Consider the following 14,181-nt stretch of genomic DNA (forward strand, 5'->3'; position numbering starts at 1 on the left):
AGCGTCTTCACGGCTTCGCGAGATCGCTCGTTTTCCCCGCTTGACGCGGCCGCCGGGCCACCCGCAGCCTTCGCCGCACGAACCAAGCCGCCACCGAGACGACGAGCCAAGCCAGCGACGCCGCCGAGAAGGCGCCGGCGACGCTGGCCTCTACCAGCAGCCAGAACACGACTGCGAAAGCCAGCATGCCGAAGGCCCCGAGCGCCGCGCCGGCAGCATCCAGCGCGGCAGCCTCCCGCCCTCTACGTTGGCCAGGCAACCCAGCCTTCCGCTTTCGTCGGATTTCGTGCTTTTCGATCAGAGTTGCGCTGGCGCAGAAAATCGCGGGCAGCGCCAGGAAGAGTCCGCCAACCGAGGCCCCGTACCTGCTGCTGACGAGACCGGTGAAGACCGTTGCTGCTCCGCCGAGCGCGAACCGGATCACGTACTCGTACCAGCGGCCCTCCCGCAACGAGGACAACGAAACGTGGATCGGCGTGGTCATCCCGGCCCTCCCGCGAGCGACCAAAGTCCGAAGGCGGCCGCCGACCAGACGACGATCGATAGTAGCGTGGCCGACAGCGCCCGCATGCGCGCCCGGATCAGCAGTTGACAAACGACGATGCTGTAGACAGCAAGCGCGACGGTGCCGGCCATCATCGAAAGGCTCTGCGATGCCGCATAGGCTTGCCCATGCTGGTAGATTGCGATGCCGAGCGTCGCGAGAGCAACCGACGGCGCCGCCCCGAACAGGCCGGCGAACCTCTTTGGCCGCAGGACGTCTCCAAGCATAGCGAACGCCGACACCACGGCGCCGCCGACCAGGAAGCGGATCACGTACTCGGTCATTTCGGCTTCTTCCAAAGCTTCAAAAGAGGGCCGCCCGCGCCGTACACCGGATCCTTGCGCGGCACCGGCACCTTGGGGATCGTCTTCAGCGCTCGCGGGCGGTCCTCGATCGTCGTGCACTCGTCGTAGGTGCCGCTCGAGGGATAGGCGCCGACGACCAGAAAGTCTTCGTCCGCCGCGAGCCATTGATGACCGGTTCCGGCCGGCAAGACCGCGACATCGCCGGCCTTGAGCATGAATATCCGGCCCTTGCTGCCACCAAAACGCACGCGTCCTCTGCCGCGGGCTATGCCCAACACCTCGTGAGTCCGGGAATGGTAGTGGACGTAGTCGTAGATTCCGTCGCGCCAGGTGTCGCTCCAGCCGTTAGCCTCGAAGAGGCCCTCTATGACGGCCGCGGGATCATGCCCGTCGCCAAGATCCACGGCACCCTTGTAGATGACGAACGGCCAGCGCGGATGGTTGGGCACGAGTCCGTCGTCCTTGAACCGGACTGGGTGTGGCTTGCTTGGCCGCACCAAGTTCGCGGCTTTGCGCTTGCCCGGACGGCCCAATCCAGTTGTACGCTGCATGTACTCCTTCAATTCCTCAAGGATTGGCATCACCTTCCTCCTTCGATCGCAGCGGATAGCCGGTCCAGAACCTCAACAGACGTTCGATGAAGGCGCCAAGCGCGAAGCCCGCGGCGACGTCGCTTGCCCAGTGCGCCAGCACTACGATCCTTGTCAGCGAAAGGCCGACCGCGAGCAGCCGGATAGCTCGTCGCGGTCCGGGCGCCAGCGTGCCCGCTGCGGACGCGAGTGCGCCCATGTGCAGAGCGTGTCCCGACGGGAAGGCGTCTTTGCGCTTGCCGGAGAACGGGACGCCGTGCACGTGGCCGAGCACCGTCTTCCGGTCGGGGCGGGTCTGATCGAAGATAGACTTCATGCCGTGCGGCAGTAGGGAGGCGGCGACCGTGACGAGAAGTGCTTGATTGCCCGCGCGCTGGAGCCGCTCGGACCGCCCTCGGGAAGCGATCCAGCCTGCGACCGCCAAGGCCAGAAGGATTTTCTCATCGGCGCCCCAGGTGAGCCCGCGCGAGACCGTCTCCGCGCGGCGGGTGGTGTTGCGGGCCACGGATCGCGCGATCTCCACGTCCGCCCTCGTCGGCTTCACGGTCAAAAGAGCCATCACCTCGTCCGCAGCGGCGTTCTGCGGTGCCCGCAGCGCCTCGTTCGAATTGCAGTTGCGGTCATAACGTTCGAGCAGGAGCCAAGTTCATCCCCAAGGAACCCTCGCCGCCGACCAGCATTGGAAGGTGCGTATGGAGGGCCGTGCGGAAGAAGCGAAAATCGCGTTGGCTGATAGCGGGGGGTTAGCGATCATGGCATGTCTCGTCGCGGCTTACCTGCTGATCGGCGGAAGGACTCCAGCGCAGTTCACGCGAATTCCGGCGTAGAACCGAGCAAGCCCCCGCTCAGGCCGGCGCAAAGATCCTTTCGACCGATCCAAAGCTCAAAACCGAGCCCAATAGCGTCAAGGAGCCAAATAGCATGCGCGCCAACCTGCCTATCGGGAATGCTTCGTCGACCTCGCAATCCAAAGGCGGCTGGTTCGCCCGTCTGGCCGTAGCGACCTCGCGGATTTCCGGTCGGCCGGCGACCTTTTTGCTCGCTGTCGCGGTCGTGGTCATTTGGGCCGTGACAGGTCCACTCTTCAACTTCAGCGACACGTGGCAGCTGGTAATCAATACCGGCACGACCATCGTCACCTTCCTGATGGTGTTCCTCATCCAGGCAACACAGAACCGCGACACGCTGGCGCTGCAGGTGAAGCTTGACGAACTCATCCTCGCCACCAAGAACGCGCGCAACCAGATCGCTGGTATCGAGGAGGCGCCGGACGAGGAGATCGAGAGCGCCAAGGTCGAGGTTCTCAAGCGGGCCGGCTAGAATAGGAACAGGGACGCCGCCCTTCCGTTATTTTCCCCGTGTCTAACCTCACCCATTACATTGGCGGCGTCGCCGCCTTTCTGGCTTCGCTCTCTTACGTGCCCAAGTTCTGGAAGGCTTAGCCTCGCGGATCCACGCGGACCTAGGCATGCTGGCCGCGCTCACGCTCGGCCTTTCGCTATGGATCGTCTACGGCGTCATCCAGAGAGACTGGGTCATCGTAGGCTCGAACCTTGTCGGCGCCACACTCGCCAGCGTTGTCCTTCGTTGCAAGGTCCGCGATCTCTCGCCGACGCTGGAACGGCACCGCTCGTCGGTCGAGGTTATCGCACGAGGAAGGAGCCATGTCGAAGGATGGTGAGCTGAACTACGGGCCTCCCGGCGCCAGTGCGGTCCATATCTGCGTCGACATGCAGCGCATGTTCGCGCAACCGACCGAACGGAAGATGCCATGGCTTTCGCGGGTCCTGCCGAACGTCGTCGAGATCACGGCAGCGCACCCCGAACGCACCATCTTCACCCGTTTCATCCCGGCGAGAAAAGCCGGCGAGGGCACCGGGATGTGGCGACGCTACTACGAGCGTTGGAGCTCGATGACCATCGATGAGCTGGGCCCTGACTTGATCGATCTGGTGCCAGAGCTTACCCGCTTCGTTCCACCGGCCCGCACCTACGACAAGCACGTCTATTCGCCCTGGACCGGAAGCGATCTACACGCCGTGTTGCGGGGCTCGTCTGTCGATACCGTTGTCATTACCCGCGGCGAGACCGACGTCTGCGTTCTGGCCACGGTGCTGGGCGCCGTCGATTGGGGCTTCCGGGTCATTCTCGTGACCGATGCGGTCTGCAGTTCGGCCGACGAGACCCACGATTCCATGATGAACATCTACATGAACCGATTCGGCCAGCAGGTGGAGTGCGTGTCGACGGAAACGCTACTCGCCGCCTGGCTCGGTAGCATTCCTCCGACATGAACGCTCATATTCCATGCAGGCCCCGGCCCAAGGAGACGGCCGCTGCAAAAGAGTGCCGCGGGATGGTTTAAGAAACTGCTGAGGAACTCACTGACGAGCTTGGCGCGATGAACTCTCTTCGCACAAGCGTCCAAGATTTGGGAAGAGCGGCAGCGGTGCTAAGGCCGACACGACGACGGCCGTCGAGGTCATGACGGGACCTCCCGCCAAGACTGACGCGCTCTGCGCGAGAGGCTGGAGACCGAGCTCGCTCAGGGAGACAATCGCGCTCGGGAATCGCTGTGACGCTTAGGAACAGTCCTGGACGTCGGCGGTTTGCAGGGCGAACCCAACCCAGGAGGACGCCATGGGATTCTTCACCAAAGACATCAAGACGCTGAACGACCTGTTCGTGCATACGCTCAAGGACATCTACTACGCGGAGCAGCAGATCGCCAAAAATCTCCCTGACATGATCGAGAAGGCGACCGATTCGGATCTCAAGAACGGTTTCCAAACCCACCTCTCCGAGACCAATGGCCAGATCACTCGGCTCGAGAAGGTCTTTCAGATGCATGGAGTCGAAGTCCAAGGGGTCGATTGCCCCGCGATCGACGGCATTCTGGAGGAAGCGAGCGATATCGCTGGCGACGTCGACGACAAGCAGGTTCTCGACGCGGCGCTGATCGCGGCCGCCCAAGCCGTGGAACACTATGAGATTACCCGCTACGGGACGCTCATCGCTTGGGCGAAGATGCTCGGTCGCGACGACTGCGCATCGGTACTGCAGCAGACTCTCGATGAGGAAAAAGCGACCGACGAGAAGCTCAACACGATGGCGCTGCGCAGCGTCAACAAGAAGGCTGCGTGAGCCCTGATGGCGCGAGGGCGGTCGCCAGCGCGAAACGGCCCTCGCGGGCGGAGAAGAGATGTACGATAAGAAGACCGGACGCCGATCGTTCCCCGCCTTGATGGCTGGAGCGTCGCGACGGCGTTTGGTCTGATGGCGGCAGCGTTCCTGATTGAACGCTTGGCACCCGCCGACCGAAATGGCGGTCAACCGGACTCCTCCGAAGCTCTTCCTTCACGGTCTCACACGCAGCGGGATGCCTCTCCCGCCGGCCTCGCCGTCGAAAGCCAAGACCGTGCCGCCAGGCCACCTCGCCCGCCGAAATCCCCGCCAAGGGATGGAAGGACATCATGTGGCGGGTCTACGGCAACATCAGCGATCACCGCATTTTGGCTTTGGCCGCCGGCATGACCTACTACAGCATCCTGGCGATCTTCCCGGCGCTGGCCGCCCTCGTCGCTATCTACGGGATCTTCACCGACCCCAGCAGCATCGCAAGGCATCTGGACGATGTCGCCAGCTTCGTGCCGGGCGGCGCCATCGACGTGGCGCGCGAGCAGCTCGTCCGCGTGGGCTCCAAAGGGGATCGTACGCTCGGGCTGACATTCGCCGTAGGACTCGTGATCTCGCTCTGGAGCGCCAACGCTGCGATGAAGGCGCTTTTCGACACCCTAAATATCGTCTACGGCGAGCACGAGAAGCGCGGCTTCTTCAAGCTGAATGTCATCTCTCTTTCATTCACGCTGGCCGGGATCGGGTTCGTGCTTTTGTCGCCCGCTGCGGTAGTCGCCTTACCCATCGTTCTCAATTACCTCTATCTATCGAATTTCACCGACCTGCTGATCCGGATCGTCCGCTGGCCCGTGATGTTCGTGGCGCTGGCCATTGCGATCGCCTGTATCTATCGCTTCGGGCCGAGCCGCGAGGCGCCGCGGTGGCACTGGATCACTTGGGGTAGCTCACCCGCCACGATTCTCTGGCTCGCGGCGTCCGGTATGTTCTCGTGGTACGCAGCCAACTTCGGCACGTTCAATTAGACCTACGGATCGCTCGGCGCCTCGCGATCTTTCCTCGCATCGTGGTCTCAGATCGTATTCTTAAGCGGCTTGACGGAATTCCCGAGAGTGACCGAGATTTTCTTCTTCAGGACACAGATGGGCGTTGGTACCTCAACTATTTCAGCTCGATGATACAAGCACTCGACAAATGGTCCGATCGGGCCTGAGCACGCGAAGCGCTGGCGAGACGCTCACATATCCACCATCGATCTTGCAATTGCGCGAAACAATGGTCGCGTCCGCGAAAAATGAGAATGGTTTAAGCGTCAATTCGAGCTAGCGACGGCTACGATTCCAGAGGCGTCATAGCTTCGCGGCTGCGTCGGCGTACGGCATGAGGAACGTTGCCAAGGCTTCGATCGTTTCCGGACGCGTCCCGGGATCGATGGCAACATCTTTCAGAAAGGCGGCCCATTGCTTTTGCTTGGCTGGATCTTCCGCAAAAGCCTTTGTGAGCGCATCAGGTCTGCCTTTTGGGATTTCTGTCTTACGGCGATCGAAACGCGAACTGATAAGCTTTCTCTCATTTTCTTATCAGTCGGCTAGCGGCGATCAACGATGCTCCGCAATTTTGCGAGATGGTCTTCGAAAGCTGCAACACTTTCGACCGTATCGAGGCAGCTCAGCGGATCGTCTTCACTCGCCACCATTCGTGAATACATCTGCAGTGCTCGGAGAGCATCGTACACGCTCTTTTTGTCTGTTTTGCCGAGCCTTCCTTTTAACGCACGCCTTCTCAACTTTCTCAAGAGATTGGTCGCTTCCATACTCATATCAGGGAAAGCCGCGATTTGGTCAGCCAGACCAAACAGCCAATTAGAACTCATCTCGAAATGAAGCCTCGCATTTGTGATTTCGAACGCAAGAGCCTCGTTTGAGATCGATGACCGCTGAGAAAGCTTAGTTCGGTCGTTTTTCATGATAGCGTTTTCCTATCCAGATCATTGGGGGATGCGCATAACGGTTGCGCCTACCACTTTACAGGATCCAAATACGTACGATTGCGCCGGTGCCGCACAACCTTGGCCCAATCCTGAAAGCCACTTCCTCAAAACACCTGAATTCGCTGATCGCCAGCGCATTTGGAGATAGAAGACGGCAGTACTTCAGTCGCAACTGATGAACACAACCAACGGAGTCGGTCGCCACTGATAATGAAATTCTGATTTCCTTATCAGTTGCGGCCGCGGCGGGCGGCAGACGAGATTTTCTCGCCGCCGCCGGTTTTTTTTGCGCAGGTCGCCTGAATAGTCCGGACGAACACGGCCCTCTCGTCCGCTGGCCCTGCCCCTTGCGCACCCGTCCCTCAGCCCCTCGATGAGAGCTCACGACGCTCGTCTTGTCTGTGGTTTGCCTGACGCCGCACGGACGACAAACAGCTTCTCGGCCGACCTTGGTATGAATTGACTACGCCGCCTGAACAGATCGACGACGCTAGAATTCTGCCGCCACGAAAAGACGCGCTGCGGCACCATCAACGATAGGCGGTTCTTTGCCCTCGTCATCGCGACATATAGGAGTCGCCGCTCTTCTTCGACCTCTGCTGGCGTCTTGGCCTTCGACGAAGGGATGCAACCATCCACCGCGTTCAAGAGGTAAACGTGGTCCCATTCCTGACCTTTGGCAGAGTGAATCGTCGAGAGGACCAGACAATCATCATCCGACCGGCCCGGCTTGTTTGGGCCGACGGCACCTTCTGGCGGCTCCAGGGTAACTTCCACAAGGAACTGCTCACGCGAGCTATAGCTGCTGGCGACAATGCAGAGCTGGCCAAGGTCTGCCGAACGAAGCTCGGGATTGTCGTGCTTCATCAGCGGCAAATACCATTTCACCACCTCCGGCAGACTGGCCTTCCAGGGCCGCTTCTGCAGACGCCTTATCAACCGAACGAATTGCCCCCAATGATCGCCGCAACCGCGAGGCCGGTCGGCGTCTCTGAGCACCAGCCGCCCCGTCCGCCCTTCTAGTCGCTCTATCACCTTCATGGCCGCGCTCGGGCCGACGCCCGGCAGCAGCTTCAAGGCTCTCATAGCAGCCACCTCATCACGTGAATTTTCTAGCCAACGTAACAGGCTGAGCACGTCCTTGATGTGCGCTGCTTCAAGAAACTTGACGCCGCCCCATTTCTCGAACGGTATGTTGCGTTTCGCCAGCTCGATTTCGAGCTTCTGGCTGTGGTGAGACGACCGCATCAAGACAGCTTGGGCTCGAAATGGAATGCCCTCCTCCTTCGCACAAAGAATCTGGTTGGCGATATAAGTGGCTTGTGCCGTGTCGTTCTCGACAACGGCGAGCCTTGGCCTGCCTAAATTCGGCCGGTCGGACCACAAGTTCTTATCAAATGCGCGCGTCGATAGGTTTATGACCGCATTGCATGCCTTGAGGATCTGGTTTGTCGAACGGTAGTTTTGTTCGAGGTTGATAACCCGGACCTTCGGCAGCACCCGAGGAAAGTCCAGAATGTTCTCGACTGTAGCCGCCCTGAACGAATAGATCGCTTGAGCATCGTCGCCGACAACGGTGACACCTCGGCCATCAGGTTTGAGGCCGAAGAGGATCTTGGCCTGAAGACGGTTGGTGTCTTGGTATTCGTCCACTAGCACGTGGCTGAAACGAGTTCGTAACTGGCCGGCTATGTCGGGCTGGTTCAGCATCTTCACCCAGTAAACCAGCAGGTCGTCGTAGTCGAAGACGTTTTGCTTGCGCTTTGCTACCCGGTACTCAGCGAAAAGTTGCCGAAGCTGCTTGGCCCACTTCTTGCCCGTCGGATACTTCGTTTTCAGAACCTCCTTCAGAGGCAGGCAGGCATTGATTTTGTATGAGTAGATTTCGAGACATTGGTTCTTGTCTGGAAAATTCACATCCAGGGTCGAGAAGCCGAGCTTGTGCCTAACCATGTCGAGCAGGTCGGCGCTATCGCCTCGGTCCTTGATCGTGAAATTGGGCGACAAGCCGAGTTGCTCGGCAAATTCTCGGACGAGCCGCGCGCCGACAGCGTGGAATGTGCCTGAGTACGGGATATCACCAACATTCGCGCCTAGGACACGGCCAGCCGTGGCAATCGCGCGGCGGGTCATTTCCTGTGCCGCCTTCCGCGTGAACGTGAGCAACAAGATGTTGTCGGGGCTTACTCCGCTTGCCAGAAAATGAACAACCCGGTTCGACAATGTCTCCGTTTTTCCAGTGCCTGCTCCAGCGATGATCAGTAGCGGCCGACCGGGCTTTGCTGGGGCAGCCTTGTATCCATGCACAACAGCAGCGCGTTGCGTTTTGTTCATATGTTTCAGATGGTCGAGAGTCATGGTTTTCCTTCGTGAGATATTCGACTACCGACCCTTTACAGGTTCGTTTTCTCGCGAAGCTTGATAGGCGGGTAAGAGAGCCACCAACGTGCGACACCTTTCAACCACACGAGTTCAGTGCCGCCGCCGAACTAGCCATAGATGCGGGGTGCGAGGTGTCGACAGACGCAGAGCAACACAACAAGCAGGCTGCTGAGTAAGCCTTAGAATAAGCAAGCATCAGTGCACGTTGAGGGCGGATCTTGCGGTCGCACGCAGTGTCAGACGCGTATCGATGCAAAAGTTTCTGTTGCCTACTTAGCCAAATGTTCTATATTTGTTCTCAAAACTGGTTTGAGTGAGATGGCTGGCAAGCAAGCGAAGACGCTTTCGACTGATCATATCGACGATCTCTTGTTTTTTGCAGAGCGCTCTCGCCACCCACTTCGTAACCGTCTCATCGTCTTACTCTCGGTGAAAGCAGGTCTTCGCGCCGCAGAGATCGCCAAATTAACGTGGGCCATGCTGCTCGACCCGAGCGGCGAAGTCGGTAGCACGCTTGAAGTTCGCGACGAGATCGCAAAGAAGCGCAGCGGCCGCTCAATTCCAATTCATCCTGAACTTCGACAGGCCCTCGTCGAAGCACGACAGCGGTCTAAGGGATACGGGCCCCTCATTCGATCCGAGCGCGGCGGCGCAATGACACCGATGAGTATCGTGGTCTGGTTTAGCCGCGCTTATGAGGAACTCGGGTTCGCCGGATGTTCGTCGCACTCGGGGCGTCGAACTTTCATTACGCGAGCGGCTCGCTCGGTTCACAAAGCAGGCGGTTCGCTGCGCGACGTCCAATTGCTGGCTGGTCACCGATCCATTCAGACGACGCAGCGTTATATCGACGGCGATAGCGACGCTCAACGGAGGCTGGTATCCCTCATCTAGCCACCAGCGTTCCGGGCAGGCGCTCGGCAAAACTAGCTGTCGGCAACAAGCCGGCCGTGACGAAACGCACCGATCCGCTGGGCCGGGCTGAGAGCTTGATCAGGACTGTTTGCGCGGTCGCCGGCTCGATGTCATTCCTCGACGAGATCGACGACGAGGCTCGAGACGCGGGTTTGGTTCGAGCTGTTGCACTCGCAGACACGCCGCCGATCTTTGACTGGCTCGCCACGACATTTAGCTTCCAAGGAATCTCCGACCGCGTCGCACGCAACTACATCCACAAGCATGGCACGGCATCCTGGTCAGCGATTACGGCGAACGAGAAGAATGCGCCATCTTGCCCGAAGCTGCGCAGCTACTGGCATTTCGAAGGCTGCCGATACGACAAGACCAGCTTCACCTGCGCTGAGCCCGACCACATCGATGCGTGCCCCCTTCCCTTGCCGCGGCTTCGCAATGGCCGATTGAACCAAACCGCGTACTCGCTCTTCTTGTTTGTCCGCGACCTCGCCAACGGCGACTTGGTGGGTTGGATCGACGCCCAACTGGACGGCGCGAAAGGCGCGACAATGGCCGAGTTGGAAGCGGCACGTCAGGAGGCTTTGATCGGACCTCTGCGAAATGTCTACGGCGTCTCCGACAAGATATTGATGATGACGCTCTCCACGCTGCTGATCGGCGCCCGCGAGCAACGGCCGACCTGGCTTGAAACTGGTACCGCAATGATTGCGGTAGACACGCTGGTCCATAACTTTCTGCATCGCACGGGCATTTTACAGGACTGCGGTAGCTCTCATGCTTATGGCGCCGCTTGTTACGGCCCCGGTGGCTGCGCCGAGATCATTAGGACCGTGGCTGGCCGTATCGATACGCGCACCCTGAACCCAGCGTTCCCGCGAAGGTTCGCGAGGTTTGTACAGAACGCCATCTGGCGGTTTTGCGCAGGCGACTGCCTAAACCTCTGCAATGGCAACCGAATTGACGATCGGCTAGCCTGTCAAATCAATTACTGCCACCTGCACCAAAGGTGCGGCCGAATACCGCTAAAAACCTCAAAAATCGACGCAAAAACAGCGAGTTAGAGCGCATTTTCGGTGCAGATTTCACTTGAGACAGCACGATGGCCGGCATATACTCGCTGTACAAGGTCTAGCAATGACTTTGCAATTTATAGTGGAGACAATGCCGTGATTTATTTGCATCGGCGGCCGCCTGGCCCGCCACCGTGGCCAAGCCACGACATCGCTAGAACCACAGAACACGGGGCCCTGTTGGGCCCCGTCTGCTTTTGAGGAGGAAAAACATGGGAAAGCAGCCAGAGAAGAAAGCCGCCACCACACCAGACAGGCTCTTCGTCTTCGGTCTTGATGAAGAAGGAAAGCCACGGGGCGCTCGGTTTCCGGAGTACAACGAGAAAGTCGCGAACGCTGCGGCGCAGATGAAGCTCGCCTCCGTGCACCCGGCTTCGCCAGCAGTCACCGAGCTCGGCATGAAGCTGCCCGTGGGGAGACTCTACGCCAGCGGCAAGGCATTTGTGCCACCGATCCGGCGGGACCTCCTGAGCAAGCTCAAGGCCGCGCTCGATATGCCTGGCGACGGAAGCCAGCTTCAACAGCCTGCCCCAGCGCCGTCCCCTGGAAAGGTCAAGGCGACCACCGGCACTATTGCTGCTGGCCTGCCGCGCACGTGGGAAAGCATCACCGTCGGCCAACTGGTGCTCGCCGAGGACGACGACCCCGGGTTTGGGTGGTGGCCGTGCCTAGTAACCAAGCGGGAGGACCAGGTTTTGACCCTTCGGCTTCGCGACTACCCGGACAAGGGCACCTACGTCCGGCATATCGCCCAGGTGGGTCTCGTAAACCCTGGTCCAGAATAACACACGCCTAGTGCTTAGCCCGGACCACGGCCCGGGCTTCGACCCTCTGACCATGCTTGGTGCTTAGCGGACGCGAGCCCAGGCCCTTTAATCAACAGACATCATGGAGAACAACCATGTCCCTGCACACGGACAAGGACCGGATACGTGCGCTCAACGATGAGCTGCGGCAACATCTTCTCGGCGGCGGAGCGGTTATTACCGCAGGCATCGCCGAGCTAGGACCCGACGCAGTTAAACGTTTGGTCCAAACCATCGCAGTATTCGATGACTTTTGCCACGCCAACGACCCCCACGAAGAGCACGATTTCGGCGTCTTCGATTTCGACGGCATCTCCGTGATGTTCAAGATCGACTACTTTGACAAGTCGCTCAACTTCCGCTCACCCAACCCGGCAGATCCCGCCGTCACTGAGCGGATCATCACGATCATGAAGGCGGACGAATACTAGCGCCTTCACAATCGACCAAGCCTACCCTCCCTGTTCGCTCAAGAGTTTGACGAGCGGCACCGACAACGCCTCAGCAATGCGAGCCATTGCTAAGAGGCTGGGGTTGCGCCGCCCTCGCTCGATCCCGCCGATGTAGGTCAAGTCCAGGTCAGCTTCGAACGCTAACTTTTCTTGGGTTAGCCGACGCTGCTGGCGCATACGCCGGACATTCTTGCCAACGATGACGCGCCAATCCTGCATTGCCGGATGGAGCACCATCGGGCATATAGTCTCTAGGGACTATATTCCCTATTTGCGAAAATCTGGATCCAAGCGAGGGCGACTTCAAAAAACCGTCTCTAGAAAAAGGAAAGCCAAAATGACTGAAGAACGTTCCGCACCACCGCCCCTGCCGGATCTCGGGGGCGCGAACCCGCCTGCACCGAACGAGTGGTACTACGTCGTGAACGGAGGTCGGCGAGGCCCCATGACCGCTGACACCATCAACGACCTCTTGAACAAAAAGGAGATCGAGACGGGCACCCAGGTCTGGAGAAAGGGAATGCCGGAATGGAAGCCCCTCCGAGAGAGTGACCTTCGTGATCTGGTCGCAGCCGAGCCTCCTCCAATTTCATCGAAGCACATCAGCAATGGCTACGTCTGGACACTCGCCCTCCTGCCTCTTGTGATCGGGGTAATCGAGGCCATCGTGAGCGCCAGCAACCAGGATGCAGCGGCCCGCGCCCTAGCTTTCGGCATACAGTATCACGCAAGCAAGGGGCTCCCGTTTCAGGTGCCCGTTGTCATTAACGGCCTGCTTGGCTGGCTCGATGACCGCAAATTGCAGCAAGCGGGCTATGGCTCACGGTTAACCCGCGTCGCTGCTGTGTTGCTCACTCCGATCTACCTGTTCCTGAGGGCCAAGCGCCTGGAGCAGCGCCCCTACTACGCGATCGCCTGGATCGTCAGCCTGATCGTCGGCTTCGTGATCTTTGCGTCGGTCGAAAGCTAATCCGCGGCCGATGCCGGGCTTCGTTTCGAACCCGGCATCCTCTCTCCCAATAATTGCTCCAGCCCCAATCAGCGAGCCGCCGTCGAGACTTCGCCGACGAAGGCCAACCCATAGGTCAAACACATATGAAATCGATATTCCCGTTGATGTTGCTTTTGCTCTCATGCGGTACGTCCGCCGAAGAAGTCAAGATCAAGTGGAAAGGCGACTACGCTCATAACTCGGACAAGCACTGGTCAAAGGACAATCCCTACGACAGCGGCTTCAGCAAGAACTTTAAGAACGGCACGCCGCAGGAGTTCGGCGAAGTGAAGAAGGACGGCGAGTTGAACGGTTACATCCACTCGCCGAAGGACGTGAAGGGTCCGGTTCCATTCGTCGTCGTCATGCACGGCTGCGACGGTATGACCACCTCTGAGAAAGAATGGACGGCGCATGTCGTAGACCTGCTAAACAAGGAAGGCATCGGCGCACTCGTGTTGGACAGCTATACCACGCGCTACGTGGATGAAAGCTGCGGGCCACCGGACCAGCACTGGGGCCGTCGCCGGGCCGACGACGCCTACTCGGCGCTGGACTACATTGTTGAAAAGAGGCTCGCAACCGAAGTTTACGTCATGGGTTACAGCAACGGAGCGCTGGCGAGCCTAATGGCGATGACCAAGAAGGAGGACGACCATCCTCATCGCTTCGCCGCGGGATTCTCGATTGCGCCGAACTGCTACAGCGTGATCACGAAATACGGTGACTACTACGCCCCGGTGATTGTGTTCACCGGTGACAAGGACAACGCGAACCCATCAGCCCCTTGCCACGAAATGATGAAGAAGAAACGGGCTATGCCGATGCGGTTGATCGAATACCAGGGCGTAGACCACGGGTTCATTCTCAACCAACCGGCAAAGGTCGGCGTGCATGGTTGGTCGCTGACTTACAACGCCACGGCGGAGAAGGACATGATGACGACCATCATCTCCGCGATAAAGACAAAGAAATTTGCCAAGGGCGTCGAACTGAGATGA

Annotated in this window: 18 protein-coding genes; 11 read left to right on the forward strand and 7 right to left on the reverse strand. The window is 59.3% G+C overall.

Annotated elements, in window-relative coordinates; translation table 11 throughout:
• Nucleotides 1–7 precede the first annotated feature (7 nt).
• Genes JQ633_RS33640 through JQ633_RS33655 form a run of 4 tightly spaced genes read right to left on the reverse strand, consistent with a single transcriptional unit; the run spans nucleotide 8 to nucleotide 1,998 of the window.
• Nucleotides 8–484 carry a DUF3147 family protein gene (locus JQ633_RS33640; RefSeq protein ID WP_211990120.1) on the reverse strand — a complete coding sequence of 159 codons (477 nt, stop codon included), beginning with the start codon at nucleotides 482–484 and terminating at the stop codon, nucleotides 8–10.
• Entirely contained in the window at nucleotides 481–828 is a 348-nt protein-coding gene (locus JQ633_RS33645; RefSeq protein WP_211990121.1) for a DUF3147 family protein, read from the reverse strand. The genes JQ633_RS33640 and JQ633_RS33645 overlap by 4 nt, the downstream gene beginning before the upstream one ends.
• The gene (locus tag JQ633_RS33650) at nucleotides 825–1,430 is read right to left on the reverse strand and encodes a cupin domain-containing protein (RefSeq protein WP_211990122.1); all 606 of its coding nucleotides are present in this window, start codon (nucleotides 1,428–1,430) and stop codon (nucleotides 825–827) included. Before JQ633_RS33650 ends, JQ633_RS33645 begins: the two co-directional genes overlap by 4 nt.
• Entirely contained in the window at nucleotides 1,417–1,998 is a 582-nt protein-coding gene (locus JQ633_RS33655; protein ID WP_211990123.1) for a phosphatase PAP2 family protein, read from the reverse strand. The genes JQ633_RS33650 and JQ633_RS33655 overlap by 14 nt, the downstream gene beginning before the upstream one ends.
• 362 nt (nucleotides 1,999–2,360) lie before the next feature.
• Between JQ633_RS33655 and JQ633_RS33660 the strand changes: the two genes are divergently transcribed.
• The 5 genes from JQ633_RS33660 (at nucleotide 2,361) to JQ633_RS33680 (ending at nucleotide 5,599) form a co-directional block, all read left to right on the forward strand.
• Entirely contained in the window at nucleotides 2,361–2,759 is a 399-nt protein-coding gene (locus JQ633_RS33660; RefSeq protein ID WP_211990124.1) for a low affinity iron permease family protein, read from the forward strand.
• Nucleotides 2,760–2,907: 148 nt separating this feature from the next.
• Nucleotides 2,908–3,120 (forward strand): hypothetical protein, encoded by a 213-nt coding sequence (locus JQ633_RS33665; protein WP_211990125.1) that lies wholly within the window; start codon nucleotides 2,908–2,910, stop codon nucleotides 3,118–3,120.
• Nucleotides 3,104–3,733, forward strand: a complete 630-nt coding sequence (locus JQ633_RS33670; RefSeq protein ID WP_211990126.1) for a cysteine hydrolase family protein — start codon at nucleotides 3,104–3,106, stop codon at nucleotides 3,731–3,733. Before JQ633_RS33665 ends, JQ633_RS33670 begins: the two co-directional genes overlap by 17 nt.
• A 346-nt stretch (nucleotides 3,734–4,079) precedes the next feature.
• Nucleotides 4,080–4,583 carry a ferritin-like domain-containing protein gene (locus tag JQ633_RS33675; protein WP_211990127.1) on the forward strand — a complete coding sequence of 168 codons (504 nt, stop codon included), beginning with the start codon at nucleotides 4,080–4,082 and terminating at the stop codon, nucleotides 4,581–4,583.
• Nucleotides 4,584–4,912: 329 nt separating this feature from the next.
• On the forward strand, nucleotides 4,913–5,599 hold the full coding sequence (locus JQ633_RS33680) for a YihY/virulence factor BrkB family protein (RefSeq protein ID WP_211990128.1): 687 nt from the start codon (nucleotides 4,913–4,915) through the stop codon (nucleotides 5,597–5,599).
• Nucleotides 5,600–6,162: 563 nt separating this feature from the next.
• Here the strand turns inward: JQ633_RS33680 and JQ633_RS33685 are convergent.
• Both JQ633_RS33685 and JQ633_RS33690 read right to left on the reverse strand, forming a co-directional pair.
• Complete coding sequence (locus tag JQ633_RS33685) at nucleotides 6,163–6,540, reverse strand: hypothetical protein (protein WP_211990129.1); 378 nt, start codon at nucleotides 6,538–6,540, stop codon at nucleotides 6,163–6,165.
• A 405-nt stretch (nucleotides 6,541–6,945) separates the two neighbouring features.
• Nucleotides 6,946–8,922: an ATP-dependent helicase gene (locus tag JQ633_RS33690; RefSeq protein WP_211990130.1), complete on the reverse strand. Its 1,977-nt coding sequence runs from the start codon at nucleotides 8,920–8,922 to the stop codon at nucleotides 6,946–6,948.
• Nucleotides 8,923–9,264: 342 nt separating this feature from the next.
• Between JQ633_RS33690 and JQ633_RS33695 the strand changes: the two genes are divergently transcribed.
• The 4 genes from JQ633_RS33695 (at nucleotide 9,265) to JQ633_RS33710 (ending at nucleotide 12,168) form a co-directional block, all read left to right on the forward strand.
• Entirely contained in the window at nucleotides 9,265–9,840 is a 576-nt protein-coding gene (locus JQ633_RS33695; RefSeq protein WP_211990131.1) for a tyrosine-type recombinase/integrase, read from the forward strand.
• 56 nt (nucleotides 9,841–9,896) lie between these two features.
• The gene (locus JQ633_RS33700; protein WP_349631664.1) at nucleotides 9,897–10,922 is read left to right on the forward strand and encodes a hypothetical protein; all 1,026 of its coding nucleotides are present in this window, start codon (nucleotides 9,897–9,899) and stop codon (nucleotides 10,920–10,922) included.
• A gap of 221 nt (nucleotides 10,923–11,143) precedes the next feature.
• Entirely contained in the window at nucleotides 11,144–11,716 is a 573-nt protein-coding gene (locus tag JQ633_RS33705) for a hypothetical protein (RefSeq protein ID WP_211990132.1), read from the forward strand.
• 116 nt (nucleotides 11,717–11,832) lie between these two features.
• Entirely contained in the window at nucleotides 11,833–12,168 is a 336-nt protein-coding gene (locus JQ633_RS33710) for a DUF3768 domain-containing protein (protein ID WP_211990133.1), read from the forward strand.
• Nucleotides 12,169–12,189: 21 nt separating this feature from the next.
• Here JQ633_RS33710 and JQ633_RS33715 read toward each other — a convergent pair whose 3' ends face one another.
• Nucleotides 12,190–12,426, reverse strand: coding sequence for a helix-turn-helix domain-containing protein (locus JQ633_RS33715; protein WP_211990134.1), 237 nt, complete (start codon nucleotides 12,424–12,426; stop codon nucleotides 12,190–12,192).
• Nucleotides 12,427–12,526: 100 nt separating this feature from the next.
• Between JQ633_RS33715 and JQ633_RS33720 the strand changes: the two genes are divergently transcribed.
• The gene (locus JQ633_RS33720; protein ID WP_283812849.1) at nucleotides 12,527–13,159 is read left to right on the forward strand and encodes a DUF4339 domain-containing protein; all 633 of its coding nucleotides are present in this window, start codon (nucleotides 12,527–12,529) and stop codon (nucleotides 13,157–13,159) included.
• Between the two features lie 125 nt (nucleotides 13,160–13,284).
• Entirely contained in the window at nucleotides 13,285–14,181 is an 897-nt protein-coding gene (locus tag JQ633_RS33725) for a dienelactone hydrolase family protein (protein ID WP_211990136.1), read from the forward strand.

The organism is Bradyrhizobium tropiciagri, from assembly GCF_018130505.1.
GTDB lineage: Bacteria > Pseudomonadota > Alphaproteobacteria > Rhizobiales > Xanthobacteraceae > Bradyrhizobium > Bradyrhizobium tropiciagri_B.